This is a genomic window from Fibrella aquatica, from assembly GCF_041321135.1.
GTDB classification, from domain to species: domain Bacteria; phylum Bacteroidota; class Bacteroidia; order Cytophagales; family Spirosomataceae; genus Fibrella; species Fibrella aquatica.
Window position 1 is genome coordinate 153,875 of sequence record NZ_JBGGWF010000011.1, and the last position, 24,454, is coordinate 178,328.

The 24,454-nt window shown below is 51.4% G+C and carries 24 protein-coding genes; 14 read left to right on the forward strand and 10 right to left on the reverse strand.

Annotation, left to right across the window (positions count from 1 at the left end; translation table 11 throughout):
* Positions 1-60: 60 nt before the first annotated feature.
* On the reverse strand, positions 61-906 hold the full coding sequence (gene panC, locus ACAW87_RS21080) for a pantoate--beta-alanine ligase (protein WP_370725621.1): 846 nt from the start codon (positions 904-906) through the stop codon (positions 61-63).
* A gap of 141 nt (positions 907-1,047) precedes the next feature.
* On the opposite strand from panC, the gene ACAW87_RS21085 reads away from it, so the two are divergent.
* The 11 genes from ACAW87_RS21085 (at position 1,048) to ACAW87_RS21135 (ending at position 13,074) form a co-directional block, all read left to right on the forward strand.
* Positions 1,048-1,860, forward strand: coding sequence for a glycogen/starch synthase (locus ACAW87_RS21085; RefSeq protein ID WP_370725622.1), 813 nt, complete (start codon positions 1,048-1,050; stop codon positions 1,858-1,860).
* Between the two features lie 22 nt (positions 1,861-1,882).
* On the forward strand, positions 1,883-3,271 hold the full coding sequence (locus ACAW87_RS21090) for a DUF4270 family protein (RefSeq protein WP_370725623.1): 1,389 nt from the start codon (positions 1,883-1,885) through the stop codon (positions 3,269-3,271).
* 160 nt (positions 3,272-3,431) lie between these two features.
* Complete coding sequence (gene glmS / locus ACAW87_RS21095) at positions 3,432-5,270, forward strand: glutamine--fructose-6-phosphate transaminase (isomerizing) (RefSeq protein WP_370725624.1); 1,839 nt, start codon at positions 3,432-3,434, stop codon at positions 5,268-5,270.
* A 27-nt stretch (positions 5,271-5,297) separates the two neighbouring features.
* Positions 5,298-5,861, forward strand: coding sequence for a Uma2 family endonuclease (locus ACAW87_RS21100; protein ID WP_370725625.1), 564 nt, complete (start codon positions 5,298-5,300; stop codon positions 5,859-5,861).
* 135 nt (positions 5,862-5,996) lie between these two features.
* Positions 5,997-6,554 (forward strand): RNA polymerase sigma factor, encoded by a 558-nt coding sequence (locus ACAW87_RS21105; protein ID WP_370725626.1) that lies wholly within the window; start codon positions 5,997-5,999, stop codon positions 6,552-6,554.
* Positions 6,526-7,299, forward strand: coding sequence for a hypothetical protein (locus ACAW87_RS21110; RefSeq protein ID WP_370725627.1), 774 nt, complete (start codon positions 6,526-6,528; stop codon positions 7,297-7,299). Before ACAW87_RS21105 ends, ACAW87_RS21110 begins: the two co-directional genes overlap by 29 nt.
* Positions 7,300-7,303: 4 nt before the next feature.
* Positions 7,304-8,407, forward strand: coding sequence for a hypothetical protein (locus ACAW87_RS21115; RefSeq protein WP_370725628.1), 1,104 nt, complete (start codon positions 7,304-7,306; stop codon positions 8,405-8,407).
* Between the two features lie 221 nt (positions 8,408-8,628).
* Complete coding sequence (locus ACAW87_RS21120; protein ID WP_370725629.1) at positions 8,629-9,483, forward strand: HipA family kinase; 855 nt, start codon at positions 8,629-8,631, stop codon at positions 9,481-9,483.
* Between the two features lies 1 nt (position 9,484).
* Positions 9,485-10,378, forward strand: coding sequence for a hypothetical protein (locus tag ACAW87_RS21125; protein WP_370725630.1), 894 nt, complete (start codon positions 9,485-9,487; stop codon positions 10,376-10,378).
* Between the two features lie 141 nt (positions 10,379-10,519).
* Complete coding sequence (locus ACAW87_RS21130) at positions 10,520-11,461, forward strand: fructosamine kinase family protein (RefSeq protein WP_370725631.1); 942 nt, start codon at positions 10,520-10,522, stop codon at positions 11,459-11,461.
* Positions 11,462-11,541: 80 nt separating this feature from the next.
* Positions 11,542-13,074 carry a TonB-dependent receptor gene (locus ACAW87_RS21135; protein WP_370725632.1) on the forward strand — a complete coding sequence of 511 codons (1,533 nt, stop codon included), beginning with the start codon at positions 11,542-11,544 and terminating at the stop codon, positions 13,072-13,074.
* Here the strand turns inward: ACAW87_RS21135 and ACAW87_RS21140 are convergent.
* Complete coding sequence (locus tag ACAW87_RS21140) at positions 13,016-13,585, reverse strand: DUF308 domain-containing protein (protein WP_370725633.1); 570 nt, start codon at positions 13,583-13,585, stop codon at positions 13,016-13,018. The two genes, ACAW87_RS21135 and ACAW87_RS21140, sit on opposite strands and share 59 nt — an antisense overlap.
* A gap of 138 nt (positions 13,586-13,723) precedes the next feature.
* On the opposite strand from ACAW87_RS21140, the gene ACAW87_RS21145 reads away from it, so the two are divergent.
* Entirely contained in the window at positions 13,724-14,386 is a 663-nt protein-coding gene (locus ACAW87_RS21145; RefSeq protein WP_370725634.1) for a GNAT family N-acetyltransferase, read from the forward strand.
* A 1-nt stretch (position 14,387) separates the two neighbouring features.
* Here the strand turns inward: ACAW87_RS21145 and ACAW87_RS21150 are convergent, their stop codons facing one another.
* The 7 genes from ACAW87_RS21150 to ACAW87_RS21180 all read right to left on the reverse strand — a co-directional run bounded on the left by ACAW87_RS21150 (position 14,388) and on the right by ACAW87_RS21180 (position 22,927).
* Positions 14,388-16,418 carry a monovalent cation:proton antiporter-2 (CPA2) family protein gene (locus ACAW87_RS21150; protein WP_441656231.1) on the reverse strand — a complete coding sequence of 677 codons (2,031 nt, stop codon included), beginning with the start codon at positions 16,416-16,418 and terminating at the stop codon, positions 14,388-14,390.
* A 181-nt stretch (positions 16,419-16,599) separates the two neighbouring features.
* On the reverse strand, positions 16,600-17,214 hold the full coding sequence (locus ACAW87_RS21155; RefSeq protein WP_370725635.1) for an NAD(P)H-dependent oxidoreductase: 615 nt from the start codon (positions 17,212-17,214) through the stop codon (positions 16,600-16,602).
* Between the two features lie 84 nt (positions 17,215-17,298).
* Positions 17,299-18,552, reverse strand: a complete 1,254-nt coding sequence (locus ACAW87_RS21160) for a cation:proton antiporter (protein WP_370725636.1) — start codon at positions 18,550-18,552, stop codon at positions 17,299-17,301.
* 67 nt (positions 18,553-18,619) lie between these two features.
* The gene (locus ACAW87_RS21165; protein WP_370725637.1) at positions 18,620-19,510 is read right to left on the reverse strand and encodes a YitT family protein; all 891 of its coding nucleotides are present in this window, start codon (positions 19,508-19,510) and stop codon (positions 18,620-18,622) included.
* Positions 19,511-19,672: 162 nt separating this feature from the next.
* Positions 19,673-20,062: a hypothetical protein gene (locus ACAW87_RS21170; protein WP_370725638.1), complete on the reverse strand. Its 390-nt coding sequence runs from the start codon at positions 20,060-20,062 to the stop codon at positions 19,673-19,675.
* Between the two features lie 95 nt (positions 20,063-20,157).
* Positions 20,158-21,342 (reverse strand): Na+/H+ antiporter NhaA, encoded by a 1,185-nt coding sequence (gene nhaA, locus ACAW87_RS21175; RefSeq protein WP_370725639.1) that lies wholly within the window; start codon positions 21,340-21,342, stop codon positions 20,158-20,160.
* 46 nt (positions 21,343-21,388) lie between these two features.
* Positions 21,389-22,927, reverse strand: coding sequence for a SulP family inorganic anion transporter (locus tag ACAW87_RS21180; RefSeq protein ID WP_370725640.1), 1,539 nt, complete (start codon positions 22,925-22,927; stop codon positions 21,389-21,391).
* 415 nt (positions 22,928-23,342) lie between these two features.
* Between ACAW87_RS21180 and ACAW87_RS21185 the strand changes: the two genes are divergently transcribed.
* Positions 23,343-23,513 carry a hypothetical protein gene (locus ACAW87_RS21185; protein ID WP_370725641.1) on the forward strand — a complete coding sequence of 57 codons (171 nt, stop codon included), beginning with the start codon at positions 23,343-23,345 and terminating at the stop codon, positions 23,511-23,513.
* 279 nt (positions 23,514-23,792) lie between these two features.
* Here the strand turns inward: ACAW87_RS21185 and ACAW87_RS21190 are convergent, their stop codons facing one another.
* Positions 23,793-24,002: a hypothetical protein gene (locus tag ACAW87_RS21190; protein WP_370725642.1), complete on the reverse strand. Its 210-nt coding sequence runs from the start codon at positions 24,000-24,002 to the stop codon at positions 23,793-23,795.
* A gap of 197 nt (positions 24,003-24,199) precedes the next feature.
* Here ACAW87_RS21190 and ACAW87_RS21195 point away from each other — a divergent pair, with 197 nt between their 5' ends.
* Positions 24,200-24,451: a hypothetical protein gene (locus ACAW87_RS21195; protein WP_370725643.1), complete on the forward strand. Its 252-nt coding sequence runs from the start codon at positions 24,200-24,202 to the stop codon at positions 24,449-24,451.
* Positions 24,452-24,454: the final 3 nt, after the last annotated feature.

A 24,454-nucleotide genomic window follows, 5' to 3' on the forward strand; every position in this document is an offset into this window, starting at 1 on the left:
AACCATGTGTTGCTGATGTCGGACAGAGTAGACCGCTCGACATCAGCAACACAATTCAGGCTAGAACACGATGTTATCGATCAGCCGCACCTTACCTAGTTGGGCGGCCAGGCAGAGAGCCGTTTGGCCGGGGGCCTGTAGTTCGGCTACGGGTTGCAGCGTGTCTGCGTTCACTACTTCGATGTAATCGAGCGTAAAATCGGGTTGACGGGCCATGTAGTCGCGCACGGCCGTTTGGGCTTGTGCTGGCGTGTACGCGTCATCGAGCAGCCGGTTCTTTGCCAGCGTCAGGGCCTCGAACAGCCTGGGTGCCTGGGTACGTTCTTCGGCCGATAACAACCTATTCCGCGACGACATCGCCAGCCCATCGGCTTCCCGAACCGTATCGCAACGAACCAGTTCGAGCGGAAAATTCAGGTCACGAACCAACCGGCGAATCACGGCCACCTGTTGCAGGTCTTTCTGACCGAAATAGGCTTTGTCAGGCTGTACCATGTGAAATAACTTGCTGACAACCAGACCAACGCCGTTGAAATGGCCGGGCCGCGAAGCCCCTTCCATCACTGTTTCCAGATCACCGAAATTGATCGTTAGCGTGACGGGTTCGGGGTACATTTCGGCTACTGGTGGCGAAAAGATCACGTCGGTTCCAACCCTTTCTAGCAACGCCGAGTCATCATCAAGCGTACGGGGGTAGCGGGCCAAATCGTCTGGATTATTGAACTGTGTGGGGTTGACGAAGATGCTACAAACAACAACGTCGCACTCCGATTTGGCACGTTCAACCAGATTAAGATGGCCATTATGAAGCGCGCCCATGGTTGGAACAAAGCCAATTGTTTGCCCCTGCTGACGAGTGGTATGGAGGTATTGGCGAAGAGCGTAAACGGTGTTGAGCGAGTGCATAGAAAGCGAAAAATGACTAACGAATGAAGAAGGCTGGAATTGTAATTTTTTACGACGAAATGTATTGAAATACGGGGTTTTTTTGCTTAATTTTGCAGGTTTTTAAGGTGAAGCCGTCCAAAATATTACCCTCTTGCATTTATGAGCAAACTTCGCATTTTGTACGTAGCCAGTGAAATTACGCCCTTCCTCAAAACATCTGACGTGGCCGATTTTGTGCGAAAGTTACCGCAGGATATGCAGGAACGCGGCATGGAAATCCGAATTCTTGTTCCCCGGTTTGGGCTCATTAACGAACGCAAAAACCGGCTTCATGAAGTAGTCCGGCTATCGGGTATTAATATTTCGGTGGGAGATGAAGAAAAACCACTGATTATCAAAGTTGCGTCTATTCCTACGGCCAAATTGCAGGTCTATTTCATCGATAACGAAGACTACTTCCATCGGAAATACGTATTCCACGATAAGGAAGACAAGTTCTACGACGATAACGACGAGCGGGCTATCTTCTTCTGCAAAGGCGTGTTGGAAACAGTGAAAAAGTTAGGCTGGTCGCCCGATATCGTTCATTGCAATGACTGGATGACGGCGCTGATTCCGCTGTATCTGAAAACGACCTACAAGAACGACCCGATGTTTAAAGACACGAAGTCGGTCTTTACAGTGTATGATAACTCGTTTGAACATCGTTTCAATGCCAGCGACCTGGTTGAAAAAGCCAAGATGATGGATATCGACGATGCGATGCTCAGCCACCTCGAAACCGGCGATTTTACCGGATTTATAAAAATCGGTTGTGCCTACGCCGACGCCGTTGTCAACGCGGGAAAAACCGAACACGATAGTCTGAATACTATTCTGAATGAAATTGCCGAACACAAACTTGACCTCGACGAGGCGGAAACAAACGTTAGCGAGCGTTATTTCAACATCTATACACAACTGGCCAGTTAAACTGGCTTTCGTTGGTGCTGTTTTGTTAACGGCAGTAGCCTGCGAAGAGCCCAGGGAAATTGGTCTTGCACCTACCACGCCGGTGGATGTGCTCTATACCGACACACTCACCATTACACGTACCACCATTCAACTGGATTCGGTACGGAGTAATGACCAAAGTACGGCGTTGGTGGGGCGTTATACCGATCCGATTTTTGGGCAAGTAGAAGCACAGACGTTCCTTCAGCTTCGACCCACTCAAGGTCTCATTGTTCGTGATTCGGGTACCACAAATGCTACGCCCGCAAACCGGATCATCGTCGATTCAACGAAGGTGCGGTTGCCAATCAACGGAATCTGGTATGGCGATACGAGTGTTACCCACGAGATCGTATTGTCGCGGTTGACCGACAGCCTGCGGTCTATCAACTACGATATCAGTAGCCCCGGCCCGGCCGTTGGTCAGGTTGTTGCCCGCCGAACGGTTAGGGTACGGCCTTCGGTAGTAGACTCGTCAGGTTATCTGAGCCCGCCGCTTATCGACAACAGCATTGGCCGCGAGATTATGGCATTGGCCAACACAAACGCGCTCCTGTTCTCATCAACGACCGGGGCCTGGGTTGATCCGGTTGCGTTTCGGCGGCAAATTGCCCGTGACTTTGTGGTAACCTCAACCAGTTCACCGCGAGCGGCGGTGGTCGGGCTGACACCATCAGAAGGCGCCATTATCACTTATTTCCACGTACAGGGCGAGCGTTTTGCACAGGCTTACACCTTACCTTTCGTGGGTAAACGATTCAATAAAATTACTGCTAACCGGGCCGGTACACCGTTGGTTAGCTTGCGCCCCGGTCAAAGTCTCCCCGTAACCACAACCGGACGTACCTACGTGCAGCCGGGTACGGGCGTGACCACGAAGTTGCAGTTTCCGGGTCTTGCCAATCTGCTGAATACAGGTCGGGTAGCCATCAACCGGGCCGATCTGATCATTACGCCTACGGCCCCTGAAGATGGCAAAACACCACTGCCCCCTTACCTGGCGCTGACTGAAGTAAATGCCCAAAATCAGCTGGTGCGTTCGGTTAACACTGCGGGAGTTGCTTCGTTGCTGTTTACGATACAGTCGCTCGGGCCGTTAACGCGCAACCCGACCGACTTCACGAGTGCCCAGGTGGCCATTCGCGATTCACGGACAAACAGTTATACGTTCCAGTTGGCGGGCTATCTGCAATCGGTCGCTTCGGGCGTGAGTCCAAACAGTGCATTGGCGATACTAACGCCGAGTAATCAACAGTTATTCGCCCAGAATCAGCAAACGGGCGGCCTGCTCGATCAGACGCAGGCGGTGCTGACCGATCGAGTCTGGCGAATGGTGCTCGACGGAAAAGCCAGTGTGAGGCTAGTGTTGTTTTACACCAAATCGAACTAACTTTCCTGAACCCCGCCAACTACGGCGGGGTTCATTTCTTTTAGGAATCTGCCATCAGGTTTTTTTAAAGAAATTGTGTACAGATTGTTATCTTTCAACTACAATCTGTGAATTCTCTACCCACCAATTAATAACTGTTTACCGTTAACTCGTCACTGCTATGTGTGGTATTGTTGCCTATGTGGGGCATCGGGAAGCTTGTCCCATCGTCATTAAAGGACTTAAACGGCTCGAATATCGGGGCTACGACAGCGCAGGCATTGCCCTGTTGAATGGCGATGATCTTAAGATCTACAAGAAAAAAGGGAAAGTAACGGCCCTGGAGCAGGAACTGGACGGAAAGGTACTAACGTCGACTATTGGCATGGGGCATACACGCTGGGCAACCCACGGCGAACCCAACGATGTGAATGCCCACCCGCATTACTCATTCCACAAAAAAATAGCGATTATCCACAACGGGATCATCGAAAACTACGCCACCATTAAAGAAACGCTGGTTCGCAAAGGACATACGTTTGCCAGTCAGACGGATACCGAAGTGCTGGGGCAGTTTATCGAAGATATCTGGGAAAATGCCGGTGGTACGCTGGAAGAAGCCGTTCGGGCCGCTTTGCAGGAAGTGGTAGGTGCCTACGCGATTGTGGTGATGAACGCTGCCGACCCCAGCCAACTGGTAGCCGCCCGGAAAGGCAGTCCGCTGGTGATTGGTGTAGGTGAGGGCGAGTATTTCTTCGCCTCCGATGCATCGCCCATTATCGAGTACACCAAAGACGTTATTTACCTGAACGAGTATGAAGTCGCGACGGTGAAAGACGGTAAACTAGCCATCGTTACCCTCGACAATACGAAGTCGATTCCCTACATACAGAAAATCGAAATGGAACTCGAAGCCATCGAAAAGGGCGGTTTTGAGCATTTCATGCTGAAAGAGATTTTTGAGCAGCCCCGTTCTATCGCCGATTCGATGCGTGGCCGTGTCAATGCCGCTGAAGGAACGCTGCAACTCGGTGGCCTCCGCGATTACCTGGACAAACTGGCTAAATCGAAGCGGATTATCATTGTGGGCTGCGGCACGTCGTGGCACGCTGGTCTGGTGGCTGAGTACATCTTCGAAGAACTGGCTCGCATTCCTGTCGAGGTTGAATACGCGTCAGAATTCCGGTACCGAAACCCGATCATCAAGGAAGGCGATATTGTCATCGCCATCTCGCAATCGGGCGAAACCGCCGATACTTTGGCGGCGATTGAACTGGCCAAATCAAAAGGCGCTACCATTTTTGGCGTTTGTAATGTGGTTGGTTCATCGATTGCCCGGGCTAGCCATGCAGGTGCTTACACCCACGCCGGGCCAGAAATTGGGGTAGCGAGTACCAAAGCCTTCACGGCGCAGGTAACGGTGCTGACGTTAATGGCGCTGGCAGCGGCTCAACGCAAAGGCACGATTTCAGATACGTTGTTCCGGCAGTTACTGGCTGAGCTGGAAGCTATTCCGGCTAAAGTGGAACGCGTACTGCAAAGCGCGGCGAAGATTAAGGAAATTGCCTACATCTTCACCTACGCCCGTAACTTCATCTACCTCGGTCGCGGCCTGAACTTCCCGGTTGCGCTGGAGGGAGCGCTGAAACTGAAAGAAATCAGCTACATCCACGCCGAAGGGTATCCCGCTGCTGAGATGAAACACGGCCCGATTGCGCTCATCGACGAAGACATGCCAATGGTAGTAGTCGCCACGCAGGACAGTTCGTACGAGAAGGTAGTGTCGAACATTCAGGAGGTAAAAGCCCGTAAAGGCCGCGTTATTGCCGTGACCACGGAAGGCGACACCCACCTGCCCACGATGGTCGATTTCGTGATCGAGATTCCAAAAGTGCACGATATTCTGATGCCGCTGATCTCGGTTATTCCGATGCAACTGCTGGCCTACGACATTGCCGTCATGCGCGGCCGCAACGTAGACCAGCCCCGCAACCTGGCCAAATCGGTAACGGTGGAGTAACAATGTAATCTAACGCTTAACAAGGAAATGCAAACGCTCGAAAGACCAATTACTCACGATGAATTTCGGGCAAAAACGTTTGCTCCGCAGGAAGAGAAGGAGTACGTTTTTGAACTAATCAACGGCGGAATAGTGGCCAAGAATCACCCTACCGCAACCCATCAGCGTGTACTGCGTCGGTTATCTTCTTTGTTCGATGTCTTTATCTCAGCCGATAAACTTGGCGAGGTTTTCTTTGCTCCGTTTGGCGTAGTGCTCGAACCAAACAGCGATGTGCAGCCCGATTTGTTTGTTGCGCTGGATGCCAACCTGCCCAATCTGCGGGAAGATGGTTTCTTCGGCGTACCTGATCTGATTATCGAGATTATTTCCCCCTCATCCATTAAGCTGGACCGGAGTACTAAATTCAAGCTGTACGAACGCACCGGCGTGAGCGAGTACTGGATCGTTGATACCAAGAATCAGAGTATTGAAGTTTACGGCCGGGTTGGTGGGGTATATGACTTAGTTTCATTTGCGGTTGAAACAGGGGCTGTTACGTCAGGCGTAGTGCCGGGTCTTGACGTAGACGTTGCCCACGTGTTTGCATAAAGGATATAACGTACCTGAAGTGAACCAGACCGGCGAGATGCTCATCAGCATGTCGCCGGTTTTTTTTATGCCCCAGGCAACCCTCGGCCGCAAATCTGTATTTCTATCTGCAGAAGCCCTTACAATGCGAATGGAATGCTACAGCAACTGATCGAACAATGCCAGCGCGGGAATGCCTTTGCCCAGCGGCGATTGTATGATCAGTACGTCAACCGGTTGCATCGGGTGGCTTTACGATATGTCAGGGCAGAGCCGGAAACTGAGGAAGTACTGATGACGGCCTTTCTGAAGATTTTCCGCAGCCTGCCCGATTTTAGTTACCGCGACGATAACGGGGTCGAGGCCTGGATGCGGCGAATCGTTGTCAACGAAGCGTTGCTGCACCTGCGATCGAATAGAACATTGCCGCTTTTCCATACGGATGAACTGGCGATCGAGCCAATGGCGGATGGGCAACTGCCCGATGGCGAACTGGATGCCGAACAGATTTATGACTTCATTCGGGAATTGCCGCCGGGCTACCGAACCGTCTTTAACCTCTATGCCATCGAAGGATATACACACCGGGAGATTGCCGGGCAGCTTAACATCTCGGAGAACACCTCGAAATCGCAACTGAGCAAGGCAAGGGCACTATTACAACACTGGTTAACCACGCACGGCTATGAACGAACAACAAGGCAAACATCTTGACGAACGCGTCAGGCAGGCGCTGGACAAACTTCCCGACGACGTACCTGCACCAGGCAGCACGTTCGACGCGGGCAAGCTGTGGGAGCAGTTGCGCCCCGAGTTAGCGGCGGAGGTCGTCGTATTGACGCCGCAGCAGCCAGACCAGGTACAGCCTGCCCCGACCCGGCGGGGTTGGTTGGTCGCCGCGTCACTGGCTGGTTTGCTGATCATTTGGCTCTGGTGGTCTTGGCAACCCGTGACAGACTTAACGGTAGTTGCTCTAAAGCCTCTCGATACAACGTCGGTTGGGTACGTTCCGACCGAGCGCGTAGCTAGACCAACTATAGCTGTTGCCGCTCCGATCGCGTTCGCTAAGAAACCGGAGTCTACCGGTAATAAATTGGCTGTTCGTAAGGTGGCTGTTCCTGTTAATCAGCCAGAAACGTTGGGTGAATTCACGCTGGCGGGGCAGACTATACCTGAGCAAGCGCCAACCGAGACGCTGCCAATCGTTGCAATGCCAGTTAGCCAATCGCCGGTCGTAGTAGTAAAATCGTATAAGTTGACCAGCCCGAAACGCCGTTTTCAGGTGGTGCACGTAAACGAGCTAAAAGCAGAAGACGAAGCCGTATATAGCCAAATAAGGGCCAAAAAGAGTAATAATGAACGTTTTGTTCGAATAGGGGCCGGAAATCAACTGCCGACTCGAGATGAGGAGCAGGCCCCCGCCATATCAATACCGTTAAACCGAAAATCACCCCAATAACCCCATGCGTATAACTTGTTACATCGCTTTGCTCCTGATGAGCATGGCCGGGACCACTATGGCCCAGCAAACAGATTCACATTTAATCAAACCTGGTAATCGCGGCCGGTTTGATGGACTAAGCCATATTGAAGTAGATCTCGGTCAGAAAAATGCGTTGATTGTTGGCTTCACCCGATATAGTCAGATTGAACCCCGAAAAAATATCGACTCTGTATTGCGGCTTTTCGTGGCCAATTACCAGCGTATCATTGACACCACGCAAAGCCCGATAATGGCTACGCATGCTTTGCTTCGGCTTGGTGAAACGAACCAAACTATCGAACTACGGTCTACGCCTCAGCCGTCTACATCGTTTCGTTTCGCGGGCGATCGGGTAACACCGGTACTCGTGAAAACGAAGCAGGATACGCTTCAGGTTGTTTGGTCATCGGCGGTTGATAAGCAGGCGTATTATGATTTTAGCGTTTATTTGATGATAAACAGCCTAAATGATATTGAGCCGTTGCTGAAAAATGGAGGTGTAAATGGCCTGTTTCTGGATGCGCTTAAAGCGGTAGGTAATTACAAAGGACATGACCTGACTGACCCCAAAATGTCGTTCGATCTTTGGTATGAGCGGAAAGGAAAGGAGGAGCGAAGCCTCTTTTTTAACCCCGGTTTGGCTAAAGGCTCGTTTATTAGTTTTCAGCCTGGTTTTGGGGTTGGGCTAATCCGTAGTCAATGGGTCCCTTCGCTCAACATCGATGCTCATTTCATTCCAGACCGTTTCAAAGGGGTTGGCTACTCGGTTGGTTATTTGTCAAACTTCTTTTTTCAGAACCCGGCCGATGGAAGAGGGGCTATTCAGCGAACCGATTTTCTGAGTGTTGGTATGGCCTTTTATCGCAAAAATCCGGACGGGCGGACGACCTCATATGACCGATTACGAACGAGTTTTTCGATTGGTATTCCCGTCTATCGGTCAGGTAATCAGTTCGCTAAAGATGCCATTCGGTTGAGTGGTACATTGTATCAGAAAGGGTTTATCAAGATTCAGCCGGAGATTTATATGAACGGCTTTTTCAAACAGGTGTACCCGGGTTTGCGCGTTGGTTTCGGGCTGTAACGTACCTGGCATTTCAGGAAAAAGGCTTAACGCGCTAAAAAGGTGAGTTGCGTGATATATGTAGAATGGTCAACAGTCTTTCGTGATAACAGTGATGCTTATTTTGTTTCTTTGTACTGAAGAAATTATTCTGTCAACGTATAACTGCCATCTGGCGTGGTTTCAGACAACGTGCTGAATGTACCTGACGTGAGTGAGATATCCTGCCTTAGCGAAGATACATGTTGTCACCTATAGAGACCGTTAAAGCAGAACTCATCAGACTGGAGTACAAGACGGAGGGAAGTAGCCCGCTTAAGATTCTTGCTGATGACGGTAAGCTGTATGTTACTAAAACAACCGTAGCACCCACACCGCCATATGTTGAACTCATAAATGAAGTTCTCTGCAGTTATTTGGCGCAAAGCTGGAATTTGGAGACTCCTCCCATTGCGCTAGTTCAGATTAGCCAAAGAGTAGCGGATGAATATCAAAAAAGGCATGGTGCTCTATCACCGAAACACTATGCTGGTTGCAGGTTTGGCGAACGTATTTTTTTTGGCTCTGGTTTGATTGACTGCCAAACTGAAGTTGAGCAATACCTTGTAGGGCCACATCACCCTGCCCAAATGCAACTCTTTCACAGGCCGCTGGACTTGCTCAAAATAGGCGTATTTGATCTTTGGGTAGGCAATCATGATCGGAAGCCTAAAAATCCTAATATTTTACTTGGAGGCGCTGATAAACAGCGCTTCACTTTCGTGCCAATCGATCATACAGCAGCCTTTGCTCATTTTGACAATTATCGTGATGTAACAGATGTCCGGTTATTTCTCGAGCCTAAAAACTGCATCTTGTCGCACCAGTTCGCTCAGGGAATTGTTAAGTTTACGACCCCAACCGAAATACGAGCACTAGAAGCTGACATACTAGCTGGCATGGAAAATGCGGCGAACCACCTGGATTTCATGTTTGAGCAAGTGCCTAGAGAATGGGGGTTGAGCCGTAAAGCGAAAGAGCATCTTAAACAGTTCCTCACAGATTCGGTTCGAAATAAACGTATAGCATCCGCATACCTTGATTACCTGAAAAAATAATATGGCAGGCTATTACAGCATATTACGGTTCGTCAACAACCCACTGACCGATGAGAGTATCGCGTTGGGGTTGGTGATGTTGCCTGAGTCAGAATCAGGTCAGTCAGTACAAGCAATGTTTCGGCTATCTGAAATAAAAGTTGAGTTTGCCAAAAAGTTAAATCCTGGCTGCGCAAAGCTTCTGGCATTTTCCTTAGAGCAACTCAATACTTACTTTCAGCAGGATCTTGTTGCACAGACAGATCGACTTATTCAATTTCCAGTTCAGGTGCAACAATCGTTTATTGAACGACTGGCAACCTATAACAACGGCATACTCCAGTTTACAGAACCTGCCTATATTGAATCTACTACGTTGATTACAGCGTTTGAGCGCTACTTCAATACGTTTATTGAAGCTAACCTCCCTATGAAAGAAAAGCAGACAGTGGGAGGTCTATCACGTATGCAGCGTCGGGTAATAACTGAGTTATATGAGCCGCTTCGTGGAAAGATTGATGTTGACTATACATTGCGTAAAAAGCAGCTACCGACTCTTTTTTTCGACTACCATTTAGATGGTCTAGGTGTTAATGGAGCCATGTACGCAGTGAAAGCAGTGGATCTGAATGCCAATCATCATATTGACACTTTAGAACGCAAATTGAGTGAATTTGAAAGCGTTATAGACCGGCTAAACAAATTCGCGAAGGAACGAGAGATCAATAATGAGCCTCATTACTACCTTATAGTTGACCCATATGAAGGCGAGAGTCGTGATAGGAAAGAACTGTACGATATTCTGCAGTCGACGGAGAAATTTGAACTCAGGACATCATCTAAACTGAAGCAGATAGCTACTGAAATGCAACAGCGAAAGGTTGGTAAGTTTTCAGAAAAATGGCAAGAGGAATAGACTGTCGAATAAGACGGTTCTTTAACAGCAAGAAGCGCGATGGGGTAACCTGTTGCGCTTCTTGCTGTTAAAGAAGTTTGATATTGGTAAAACTGCCCGGCCGGTAAGCAGGTTAGGTATTCGAACTGTATTGAGGAAGACATGCAATTTTGGGGTAACGAGCAGGCTGATTTTTTTGAGACGATTTTGTTTCAGCACTTGGGTGAGCCGGTGGAAGTGCTCGATACACAGTTTCTGAACGGGGGCGATATTAACACGGCGGCGCGGGTGTTTACCTCGCTGGGTACGTTCTTCATCAAATGGAATCAGGCAAATTTGAGTGGGACCGGACGGCAGCGTATCGGTGAGCCGATGGCCGACGGCGACGATCTGTTTGCTGTGGAAGCTAAAGGGTTGGCCCTACTACGCGACAAGAATGCTATTCGGGTGCCCGCCCAAATCGGGTATGGCCGACAGGGTGATCAGGGCTACCTCATTCTGGAATATATCGAGTCGGCAACGGGTGGTCTGACGGGGGCGCCACCTGCTTACTGGACCCTGTTGGGCCATCAACTGGCTGAGCTTCACGCCCATACACAGCCACAGTTTGGTTTGGACCACGACAATTTTGTAGGTACGTTGGCGCAACGAAATGCGCTGACAACCAATGCGCTCGATTTCTTTTTTGAGCAGCGTTTACTACCTCAGGCGGGTCAGGCACTCTACAACGGACTTCTTCAAAAAACGCAGTACGAGGCTCTGTTCCGGCTGCGTGAGCACCTGCCCGAACTTATTCCCGCCGACCGACCCGCCCTGCTCCACGGCGACCTCTGGACGGGTAACGTACTCATCACCGAATCGGGGCAGCCCGCGCTGGTCGACCCGGCGGTGTATTACGGTCTCCGCGAGGCTGAGCTGGCTTTCACGTATTTGTTCGGTGGATTCGATGGGCGTTTCTACGATGCTTATACCGAACTGTTTCCGCTGGAACCGGGATTCGCCGAGCGGATACCGATCTATAATCTCTATCCGTTGTTAGTACATGTAAATCTGTTCGGTTCCGGGTACGTATCTGGGGTGGAACGGGTATTGAAGCGTTTCTGAGAACAGTAAACAGCAAACTGTAAACAGAATTCTTTTGCCCTAAATGGTGTAATTTTGGTTTTACCACTTCGATCAGCACTATGTACGAAAAAAATATAGGCACTAAGCAAAAAGCGTTGCGTATAAACCTCGACCGGCGGATCTATGGCTCTTTTGCCGAAATCGGAGCGGGGCAGGAAACAGCAGCAATCTTTTTTAAAGCAGGTGGCGCGTCGGGCACAGTAGCCAAAACGATGTCGGCCTATGATATGACCTTCAGCGACGCGATTTACGGCACCGAAGTAAGCGGTAGGTACGTAGTGGAGTCACGACTGATGAAAATGCTCAATAAAGAGTATAGCCTTCTTGAAAAACGACTGTCGGAAAAACGCGGGGCCGACACCACATTCTTTGCCTTTGCCAATACGGTTGTTGCGCTTAACTACCAGAAAACCAACGAAGGACACGGCTGGCTGGGCTGTCGCTTCCAGAGCGATCCGCTGTCGCCACACAATGATGTAGTCATCCACGTGCGTCTGCTCGATAATGAGAATCTGTTGCAGCAGCAGGCACTGGGTGTAATTGGCGTGAACCTGATTTTTGCCTGTTTTTACTACGCTAAATCGCCCGAAACGCTTGTGCTGTCGTTGATGGATGATCTGGCCCCCGAACGCATTCAGATCGATACGATCCGTTGTAGTGGTCCTGATTTTGCCAAGGTCGATAACCGGCTGATGAGCCTTTATCTGGTGAAGAATGGGTTTACCGATGCGGCTTTATTTGGTCCCGATGGGCTGGTATTGCAACCCAAAGAAGCGCTATACAAGAAAAACGTGGTGGTTATGCGTGGCCGACTTCGGCCGGTAACCAATGTGCAGCTCGACATGATCGATAATGGGCTGAAACAGTTTCTGGCCGAGCCTGATGTAACGCAGGACCGGGTGATGATGCTGTCGGAGCTGACTCTTCACAACCTGAAAGCCAACGAGCAGGGCATCGACGAGAAAGATTTCCTGGACCGGGTCGATATCCTCTGTGGCCTGGGGCAGACCGTAATGATCTCCAACTACCACGAATACTACCGGCTAGTGGCCTATCTGTCGCGGTTGACCCGCCTGAAAATTGGCCTGATCATGGGTATTCCCAACCTGGAATACATTTTTGAGGAAGACCACTACGATTTTCTGCCGGGGGGAATTCTGGAATCGTTCGCTACGCTGTTTAGCCGGAAGGTGAAGCTGTTTGTGTACCCCACCTTCCGGAATGGCCAGATTTATACCTGTGCTCAGTTCCAACTACCTCCCCATCTGGAGCCGCTGTTCCAATACCTGAAGAGCAACGACAAAATCGAGGATATCACCGACTACAACGAGCAAAACCTGCATATTTCGACCGATCATGTGCTGGAAATGATTCAGAAAGGCGAAGATGGCTGGGAGGCCATGGTACCTGCCAGGGTGGCCAATCAGATCAAAGAAAATTGCCTCTTCGGTTACCCCTGCGATGTGGAGTACACGCCGATCAGCGTTCAGATTCAGCAGGCGGTTGAACAGGCAGGAATGCGCGGCGAATCGGCTAGCGGCTCACCGACCCCGTTACCTTCGCCTGTTGCGTCAGCCGTTGCAGCACAATAAGCAGAGTGCCTAACGCAATGGGGAAGAAACCCATGATGCCAAGCGAGTTACCCAGACCAAGGGGGCGTAACAGAATGTCGAAAGCCATGTAGCCCGATACGGCTACGCTTAGAAAGTGAACGGCTTTGGCGATAAGTGACGAACCACCCTGCATCAGGGCAAGGTACATAGCCTGTACGGCTTGGAGAAAAGCGTAGAATACAGCCCAGAAACCCAGCATATCTACAAAGTTCTTGAACCCGTTGTTGGCCATCGTCAGAAATACCACACCGAACGCCAAATCGTTGATCCCGTGTAGTAAACTCCAGAGGTTGTTATGGTCAGCCTGTCGATTGACGAACCAATAGGCAAGTCCTGCCAGACCTGCCAGCAATACAATAACACCAATTACCTGTCCAGATGTGCCGGTATACGTATTGGCATACAGAAAAAGGGCCCCACCCATCAGGATGTACAAGACGCCCCGGGTGGTTAACAGCCCGCCTAGTTTGAGGTGTTGTGGCTTGTTCATGGTCGATGTTGTTTGCAGGGGTAAAGCCCTTGTTTATCGACTTTGTTTGCTATAATTAGATTTTGTTCACTTAATGGATGCGCCGATCGATGAACACGTTACCCCCTTTATTGCGCAGCTTACCGACCACTACTGCCTATGATTGACCGTAGCCGTATGGACCTGTTTCTTAGCCTTGGCTATTTCAGGATGCAGCAGCAGATTTTCACGTGCCGGTACGTACACTTCGATGAAGAACGTTACCCGGTACACTGGCTGCGTATTTCGCTGTCGGCCGTTGTATTCGGGCCGAAACAGAACCGGCTTTTCCGCCTGAACGCGCCGTTTTCGGTGACTGTGAAGCCCCTGATAATCAGCGACGAACTTGAATCGCTTTACAACGATTATTGGAACAACATCGATTTCGACGCGCCTTATTCGGTAGAATCCTGTTTGCTCGAAGGCAGTTCGTCGAGCATCTTCGATACCTATGTGATTGAAATACGGGACGAAGGCAGGTTGATTGCCGCCGGTATTTTCGACAATGGCGAGCAGACCATCGCGGGCATCATGAATTTTTACCACCCCGACTACCGGAAACACAGCCTGGGTAAGTACCTGATGTTGCTGAAGATTCGGTACGCGCAACAGCAACAGAAAACCCATTATTATCCGGGCTATCTGATCGGCAACTACCCCAAGTTCGATTACAAGCTATTTGCCTGTCAGGCGGCTACAGAACTGTATGATGCACAGCGGGAAGAGTGGCTTCCTTTTTCGTGGGAAACGGCGAAAGCGCTGGAAGCCGAAAATACCCTGTGATTCAGGCGCGTCCTTTTGCCTCCAAAGCCAGTGTAGTATCATCCCACCCTTCTTCGATGTGTAGGCTGGTAGCGTTTCGGTCGGCCTGAATAACCCGTTCCAGTTCGGCCATGGTTTCGCGGGCCGCCGTTACATAATCATCTTCGTTGCGAATGGCCGACAGTTTTTTCAGCGTTCGTTCGTCGTGGATAAAGAAGGTTTTAGCCGCGCGGTTTGCCTCGTGCGATCGATGACCGAGCAACGTCAGTGCGTCAACGCCAACACGCAGGCTGGTATCCAGCGTTTCGCGGTAAATGTGCAGCATACCGGCATTCATCAGGTCGTAAGCGTCGTAGCGGTTGCTGGAGCGGACCAGAATGTGCAGGTTCGGAAAGTGTTTTTTTACCGTCTCGATCAGTTCAAGCCGCTTCACGGGATCGCCAATGGCGACAACGATGATTTTGGCTTTGGCCGCCCCCGCAATATCGAGCAGGTCGTGGCGGCTGGCATCGCCGTAATACACCTTGAATCCCATTCGTCGTAGCCACTCCACGTTGTCGCTATCTACGTCGAGCACGGTGGTTCCTATGTCGTTGGCTTGGAGAAAACGGCCAACGGTGTTGCCAAAATGGCCATAACCGGCAATGATAACCGGGTTATCTTCGGCCTCTACATCGCTTTCCCGATCGTCTTTTTCGGTTACGCCCAGCCTCGGTAACAGCAGTTTATCGTTCAGTAGCATAAAGAGCGGAGTAAAGGCCATACTGATGGCTACTACCGCCGTCATCGTGTCGGTAAGGGTGGTGGGCAACACACCTTCCTGCGCCGTAAAGCTGAACAGCACAAACGCAAATTCGCCCACCTGACAGAGCCCGAAGCTAAGAATCAGGTTTTGATCAGTTGATAGGTTGAACACCCGGCCAATGCCTGCCAGCACCAGCATTTTACACAGCATCAAACCCAGCACCAGGCCAACAATCAGTAGCGGATTGGCCATGATGAGGTTAAAGTCGATGGATGCTCCTACGGCAATGAAAAACAGGCCCAGCAATAATCCTTTGAAGGGGTCAATATCGCTTTCCAGTTCGTGGCGGTATTCGCTGTTGGCAAGCACTACCCCCGCCAGGAACGTACCCAGAGCAGGGCTCAGGCCAACGGTGGTCATCAGTACGGCAATGCCTACCACGAGCAGCAGCGCCGTAGCGGTAAACAATTCGCGCATCCCGGTTTTGGCCACCATGCGGAACAAAGGTGGGGTGAGGTAACGTCCCGTAACAATGATGAGCGCCACGGAGCCCAGCAACACCAGTGGCTGCGCCCAGGCGGGCAGCGAGTCCATCAGGCTGGTTGTGCTGTGGTCATCACCCGCCTGAGCGGGAACGGATACGGTGGCCAATAGCGGAAACAGCGCCAGCATGGGAATAACGGCGATGTCCTGAAACAGCAATACGGCAAACGACCCCTGACCCGCTGCCGTTTGCATCAGTCCTTTTTCGTTGAGCGATTGCAACACAATAGCCGTCGACGACATGGCGACGATCATGCCCAGTACCAGTGCCTGTTGCCAGACGAGGCCAAACAGCATGGCCAGGCCACCCACCAGAACGGTGGTTGCACCAATCTGAATGCCGCCCATGCCGAGAATGACTTTTCGCAATCGCCACAGCCGCGAGGGTTCCAGTTCAAGGCCGATGACAAAGAGCATCATCACCACGCCAAATTCAGCAAAGTGCATGATGTCGGTGCCTTCCTGCCCGATGAATTTCAGGCAGAAAGGGCCAATCAGTACGCCCGCCAGCAGATAGCCCAACACCGAGCCCAGGCCTGCCTTTTTGGCAATAGGAACCATAACCACGGCGGCGGCCAAGTAGACCATTGCCTGAAAAAAGAACGATTGTTGCATGAGGGTGAATTGGTGAGGGGTGAGGGGTGAATTGGTGAGGGGTGAATTGGTGAGGGGTGAATTGGTGAGGGGTGAATTGGTGAGGGGTGAATTGGTGAGGGGGTGAGGGGTGAATTGACGCTGGCGCGAGCATGTGCTCGTGCCTTTCATGTTGCAAGCCGGGACGCCGGACCGATTTGCTTGCAGCGCGAATGCGCAATTGTAACTGGCTACTCATTCTTGCACTACTATATTGCGCTTTCGCGCTGTGCAAGCGAATCGGTCCGGCGTCCCGGCTTGCGACATGAAAGGCACGAGCACATGCTCGCGCCAGCGTCAAGCCAACACCAATTCACCCCTCGCCCCTCACCACATCACCCTTCACTCCTAACTCATTGATATACTGTACACGTTCGAAATCTTGGGGCATGAACTGATCCTGGGTTAGTGCTGCCAGAATGGATCGGTATTGCTCACCGCAGGTAGCCAGTTCATCGGGGGTGAGCCGGTGGGTGGCGTGAATAACAAACGGGGGCAGGTACGTCATCTTACACAGGTTGGCCGTTTGATCAAACGGAGCTAAAAACTGGTTAATCGTGAAGCGGTTGTTCCCGTTGGGGCTATATGCCTCCCGGCCGCCACCACACGAAATGGCGTTCATCATTTTCTTGCCCGCGAGTGCCTTTCCCCGCGCCCCATACGCCCAGTTATGTTCCAGCACCAGATCGAACCACTGTTTAATGATGGCCGGACTGCTATACCAGTAGAAAGGATGCTGAAAAACGATGATGTCGTGCGCTAATAACAGTTGCTGTTCCCGATCGACATCAATGTATAAATCGGGATACTGTTCGTATAAGTCGTTGACCGTTACGTTTTTCAGGTTGGCCGTGTATTGCAGCAGGGTTGCCTGGATTTTCGACTTACTGAGAATGGGGTGGGCAAACTGAATTAAAACCTTGGCCATATTATCGGGGGCTAGCGGGACGGAGAAAAAAGGGGAGTGCCTCTGCCCGTTGAAAGAGGATAAACGCTTCAGATAGTTCCGGCTCTACGTGTTGGCTGCAGGAGTTGGCTGAATATGACGATCCAGCCGATTCATGACGGGAGTAACCAGTATACCATGCAGAACTACCGAGAGCAGGATGGTCCAGCCGGTAAGTGCCCAGATACGCTCAGGTTCGGCAAAGGTTGCCTCTTGCAAGGCAAAAGCGATGTAGAACATAGAGCCGATGCCACGAATACCGAAGCAGGCAATAACCCAGCGTTTCAAACCCCTTGTTTTTGTTTTCCAGAGTGTGGCCCAACCCACCAACGGCCTGATAAACAGCACCAGAGCGGCTCCCAGAAAAGCATCTTCAACCGTTAACGCACTGAGGAGGCCTTTGGCCAGTGTACCGCCAAACAGCAACAGCAACAGGGCAATCAGCAGCCGCTCTATCTGGTCGGAGAATGCGTGCATATAGGTGTGGTATTCGTGGGTACGTTCATGGTTTCGGATGGTGACGGCGGCCACAAAAACAGCCAGGAAACCATACCCATGCACTAGTTCAGTAACGCCGTAGCTAATCAGGGTGACGGCCAGCGCCACAAAGCCGTAGGCCGTTGTTTTGATCCGAATACGCTGAGGGAGTTCAAAAATCAGATACGCCAACAGACGTCCCGACAGCCACCCGCCCAACACGCCCACGCTCACCCGATACAGCAGGTCATACAAAAACCACATCGGCAATTGCTCGGTCAGGCTTGTGCTTGCCTGCGCCAGGCCAATGGCCAGGAAAACAAACGGGAAAGCCATGCCGTCGTTGAGGCCGGCTTCGGCCGTGAGGGCAAAGCGTACGGTGTCTTCGCCGCCTTCATTGGGGTCGCCTACCTGCACGTCGCCCGCCAGTACCGGGTCGGTAGGGGCCAGGCCTGCCGCCAGTAGCAACGCCGTAGCCAGTGGCCAGTTTCCCCATGTCCAAGCCAGAAATGCAAACACCGAAATGGTAGCAATCATCGTAAGCCAGACCAGCCTCAGCGGAATGCGCCATCCCCGCCAGCTAAACCGCCGGTCTATTTTGAGTCCCGTTCCCGTTAGGGCTACAATAACACAAAGCTCGGTGAGGTGAGTAGTGAGGGTAGGATTACTCAACGGCAACGGATCTGGTAAGGCAAGCGGTAATTTGTAAAGTACCCAGCCAGCCACCACGAACAGAATAGGGTAAGAAAGGGGGTAGTCGGCAATGAGCGACGGTAGCCAGGCAACCGCCAGAATGGCAAGGGCTAAAATCACCAGCCATAAATCATAACTATATGAATCCATAAATCGTAAGTTGAGTATTTATCTAAGAAGAACTTGCTACACACCCGTAAGTTTGGAGCTGAGCCTGTTAATGCAACGGTCGGCCTTTGATCATACCGCCTTTGGCATCGTCGACGCCGTGGTTGATCACAAACGCATCTTCGTCGATTCGGCTAATGCTGTCTTTCAGGCGAGTGAGTTCAAGACGGGTCACTACGGCATACAGAATATTGGTATCCTGCTGCCGGTGCCCTCGTTTGCCGTACCCTTTCTCGCCTTTGATCACGGTAACACCCCGCCCCAGCTTTTCAGTGATCATTTCGCGCAGGGCCTCATGATGGTCAGAAATAATGATCACGGCGGTGTATTCTTCGATACCATGAATCAGGAAATCAACGGTTTTGGAAGCGGCCAGGTACGTTAGCATGGCATAAAGAGCCGTTTCCACGTTCAGCAGCATGGCCGCCGCCACAAATACCAGCACATTGATAACCATGATCACGTCGCCCACCGTGAGCGCCGACCGGCGACTAACCCAGATGGCGAGCACTTCGGTGCCATCGAGCACGCCGCCACCCCGAATGGCCAACCCAATGCCCGCACCCAGAAAAAAACCGCCAAAAACAGAAATCAGCAGTTTGTCGGTGGTGACCAGCGGATACGGAACCACCACCAGGCACAGCGCCAGCAAACTGATGGCAATGGTGGTGCGGATGGCAAAGGCCGGGGATATTTGCCGGTAACCCAACCAGATAAACGGCAGATTGACCAGAATGATCAGGATGGCCAGGTCAATGTCGGTGGTGATTTTCAGGAGGAGTGAAATGCCCATGGCGCCCCCGTCGATGAAATTGTTGGGGAGCAGAAAGCCTTTCAGGCCCATACCGGCGCAAAGCACACCGGCAACGAGAAAAGCGCCATCTTTCAAACGGTGGAGCCGCGCCTGCCCAGAGGCGGTGACAGTTGGTTGTGAAATCATGGTGTTGAGTGAGTTAAGCGCACAGCCTACATCAACGGCTGTGCGATGAGGTATACAAAATGCCTGTTCAGAACAGTAAATCCGGAACGGGTTCAACGATTGATTGCTTCTGTTACCGAGGCGACAGAAGAATAAATGGGCTTGAAAAAGCAAGAGATCGCGTCAGGGCGCGTTGATGGCTATCTGATGCTCGAAGATGAGCTGCCGAAAGCGGGAAGGGTAGAGGGAGGCATACAGATGGCCTGCCAACTGCACGAAGTTTATCCGCCACCTGAAGTCAGGCAAGGTATAGGGTAAAATGCTTAGTGAAGGGCCAAATGCGAAGTCGCCGCGTTGGCTAACCAGCGCCATTGGGCTATGGCTACCTGCCAGTGTGGCCAGGTCCTGATGGTTGACCGGGCCACTGGGCGTATCATACGAGATATACGCTTTCTGTTGGGCGGGTGGGTTGGCGCTGGCGTTCCAGATGGGCAGAAACACCAATAGCCAGGCAGCTAGTAAGCTACCCGGCCCGTTCAGCCATTGCCGTGCTATAGATGCCCGTTTACCCATGCAAGCGTTAAAATACGGCTTTTTTTGCGGCAAGAGCAACTTGCAATCAGGCTATTACTGTGGCGAAAACGCAGGTACGTTGCCGGGGGTAACCTTCAGTACTCGTCGGCAAAGGCATAACCTTCGCTACCCGCCCGCAAAACAACGTACCCAATCAGGCCCGACAGCATCGAGGCCGTGAGTACCGCAAATTTTGCTCCGGCCGTAATGGCGGGCATATCCGGGAACGAGAGCAAGGCAATGAAGATCGACATCGTAAAGCCAATACCGCCCAAGATACCCACCCCAATGATGTGCCGCCAGGTGGCATTGGTGGGTAGGCTGCATAAACCCGCTTTCACCGATGCCCAGGAGAACAGCGCAATGCCAAGCGGTTTACCCAGCAGTAGGCCCGCCAAAATACCCATTCCCATGGTGTTGGTAAGCGCTTCTGTCATGCCATTCTCGAACCGGATATTGGTATTGGCCAAGGCAAAAAGTGGCATGATCAGAAAATTAACGGGTTTGATCAGGGCGTGTTCCAGCTTCTCCAGCGACGATTCGGTATCGTCGGGCGTAGTGGGAACGGTCATGGCGGTCAGTACGCCGGCAATGGTTGCGTGTACACCCGAATGGTGCACCAGATACCACATAATGGCCCCCGGAATGAGGTAAAAAGCCAGATTTTTCACGCCCAGCCGGTTAAAGACAACCAGCAACGCGAACACTCCGACTGCATAAGCCAGGTAATTGGTGTGTAGCTCGGAGGTGTAGAAAATGGCTATCACCAGAATGGCCACCAGATCATCGACAATGGCCAGGGCGGCCAGAAATATTTTTAGCGAAGCAGGTACCCGGCGGCCCAGCGCCGTAACAATAGCCAGGGCAAAGGCAATATCGGTGGCCATTGGAATGCCCCAGCCTACGGCCGTATTGGTGCCCCGATTGAGCAGAAAGTAGAGCAGGGCGGGCATTGTAACGCCACCGAGCGCGGCCATGATGGGCAACGTTGCTTTGTTGATCGAGGCCAGTTCACCTTCAACCAACTCGCGTTTTATTTCCAGTCCCACCATCAGAAAAAAGATGGCCATCAGGCCATCGTTGATCCAGCTCAAAACGGGGTACGTTAGCTCCAGACCGAGTGCGTTCGTGCCTACTTCCAGCGATAAAAAATGGGCGTACGATTCACCCAGTGGCGAATTGGCAATGATTAGCGCCACAACGACGCTAATCATCAATAGCAATCCCCCCAGCGAACCGGAGGTTGAAAACTCGTGAAACAGTCTTAAAATCTTTTTCATAGCGATCTACATGTTTATGCCAGACGTAGCCGCTCGAAACCAGCAATTAATCGTCGGAGAGCACTTTATAGTCCGGGTCTTCCATGATGTTTACATCAATAATACTGGCCGCATTGGTCAGCAGTCGGCGGCAATCGGGGCTCAGGTGCTTCAAGTGCACTTTCTTGCCCGATTGCTGATAACTGGCGGTCAATTTGCTCAGGGCTTCGATGCCCGACATATCGGCCACGCGGCTCTCTTTGAAGTCGATAATGACCTGATCAGGATCGCCCGCTACGTCGAACTTTTCGCGGAAGGTCATCACCGAGCCAAAAAACAGCGGGCCGTACAATTCGTAGTGTTTCACCCCCGCCTCATCAACATACTTTCGGGCCCGAATGCGTTTGGCGTTTTCCCAGGCATAAACCAGCGCCGCAATAACAACGCCTACCAGCACGGCCAGCGCCAGGTTATGAAACAGCACCGTAATAGCGGCCACCAGCACCATCACCAGCACATCGTGCCAGGGCATCTTGCCAAACGTTTTTAAACTCGCCCATTCAAACGTGCCGATGGCCACCATGATCATCACACCAGTTAAGGCGGCCATGGGTAGTTTTTCAATGATGGGTGCGCCGAACATAATGAACACCAGTAACATAACCGACGCCACAATGCCCGATAACCGCGCCCGAGCTCCCGACGAAATATTGATCAGGCTTTGCCCGATCATGGCGCAGCCGCCCATTCCCGACAAAAAACCGGTGGTTAGATTTGCCACACCCTGCGCCACACACTCTTTGTTGCCCCGACCCCGGGTGTTAGTAATCTCGTCGATCAGGTTCAGCGTCAACAAGCTTTCGATCAGCCCAACCCCTGCTACAATCAGCGCGTAGGGAAAAATGATCGACAGCGTTTCCAGCGTCAACGGCACCGCCGGTATGTGGAACGGAGGAAAACCGCCCTGGATGGAAGCAATATCGCCCACGGTGCGCGTGTCGATGTTGAGCCCGATGGCGAGCAACGATACCACCACAATGGCTGTCAGTGAGGAGGGAATCGCCTTCGTCAGTTTAGGTAACCCCCAGATTATGAGAATTGTTAAGCCAACTAACCCGAGCATAACGGCAAGAGGCGTACCGGTAAGCCACTGTAACGTACCTGAGGCGTCGACTGCCTTGAACTGATCCAGTTGCGACAGGAAGATAACGATAGCCAGTCCGTTTACGAAGCCAAACATAACCGGGTGCGGCACCAGCCTAATGAACTTGCCCAACCGAAGCAAACCCGCCAAAATCTGAATGAGTCCCGCCAGCACCACGGCGGCAAAAATGTATTCGACCCCGTGGCTCTTGGCCAGGGCCACAATAACAACGGCTACGGCACCAGTAGCCCCGGAAATCATGCCCGGCCGGCCACCTAGAATAGACGTAATGAAGCCCATGGTGAAAGCGGCATACAAACCGGTGAGCGGCGACAGACCGGCAATGAGGGCGAAAGCAACGGCTTCGGGAATAAGGGCCAGCGCTACGGTCAGGCCCGAAAGAACTTCCGATTTATAGTCAACGCGCTGACTAAAATCGAATAACGTCAAATACTGTTTCATGAAAATTTACCTGATAGACAAAAGGAGATCCTGAACTGATGAAAACCAGTTCACACAAATAAGACACTACAGAAGTGGGGATCAGCCGTCAGGGTGGCGTAAGCAGAAACAGTGAAGGGCAAACGAACATATGTACAAATATAGGATTTTTTGAGGAATATGGCCCCATAAAAGTCAATAATTAGCCTGAAATATGATTTTTTCTAGAAAATTTCTTGATTGAATACCAGTAAATCGGCAAATAAGCAAACCGGCTGATTGCCATTGACTGCTGTACGATAGCGCGCATGGGCTGGATATATGAAAACAAAAGGCGCTGTTTCAGGTATAGTTAAGCACAGCGGACGTGGGTTTTCTACGATGATGGTTGCATCAGTTTCCGTATGTACCAACCTTACTTTCTACCAACGAAAAGATGGAATCCCTATCAACCCTACCTTTTACCGAGTTACAAGCCATGCTGAAATATGCACTGGAGCAAAAAGATATTGCCGACGCTGCCGGGCATTCGGCCGTAGGCATTGATTGGACCTCGAAAGTAGAGGCGCTGCGTCAAGCCATTGCCGATACCTTCGCCGCCATTTAGGTCGGCGTTTTACTTGGAGCGCTAATACTTGTCCAGCAGATGTTGGCAAGCCGCTTTTTTGTCATCCCGCGTTTTCTGTCATGCTGCGTTTTTTGTCATCGCGGCGCTTTTTTGTCATCCCGACGACAGGAGGGATCTTCGCTAGCAGCTAACAATGCCTACGCCTAGCGAAGATCCCTCCTGTCGTCGGGATGACAAAAAAGCGCTGCTTGGCAACGTCTTTGGACAAATACTAACTGGCGAAGCGTTCCGAGTAACGGCAATAGACAAATACACTCCCTAAAAAAGCTTCAGCCTGCTAACGGCGAAGCGGAAGGCCAGGTACGTATAGGCGAGCAACGCTCCCGTTTCCAGCCAACCCTCCAGGTGATGGCGCATATAAACGCCCGACCGAATATCCTGCACCCAGTCGATCCACATGCTGCAATAGATGAAAAAAGCGATCAGGCTGGCTAGCAGCAGGGAAAAGAGAAAGAAAGATTGTTTCATTGGATATAGCGCGTTGAGCAATGACCAGCTACCAACCGGCCTATATAAACGTACAGACCGTTTAATGGGCAGAAGGTTTAGTATCAGATTGTTGATAAGTCAACAGATTCTATCTGCATACTAGATTGGTGTAGCAACAAAAAGCAGGCCAGCAAACCGCCCTGCTTGTCCTATCTTCATCCGCTCATTCACCGATTATGAAACTCACCTGGACATTCTACCCCAAACCCGGCCTGTCGGTATCACTCACGGTCTGCTACGTACCTGAACTGGATCGGGAACGGCTTGCCTCGGGCGGTTACCTCGACGCCGATACCAACACCGCCTACGTTGACTGGACTACCTACCGCCGTTTCGACGATGTCGATGTCAGCGGTCGCCGCGACGCGTTCCAGCAATTAGCCCCCCTTCCTGACAATCATTCCCTTGATTTGCCCATCGGTACGTAGCTA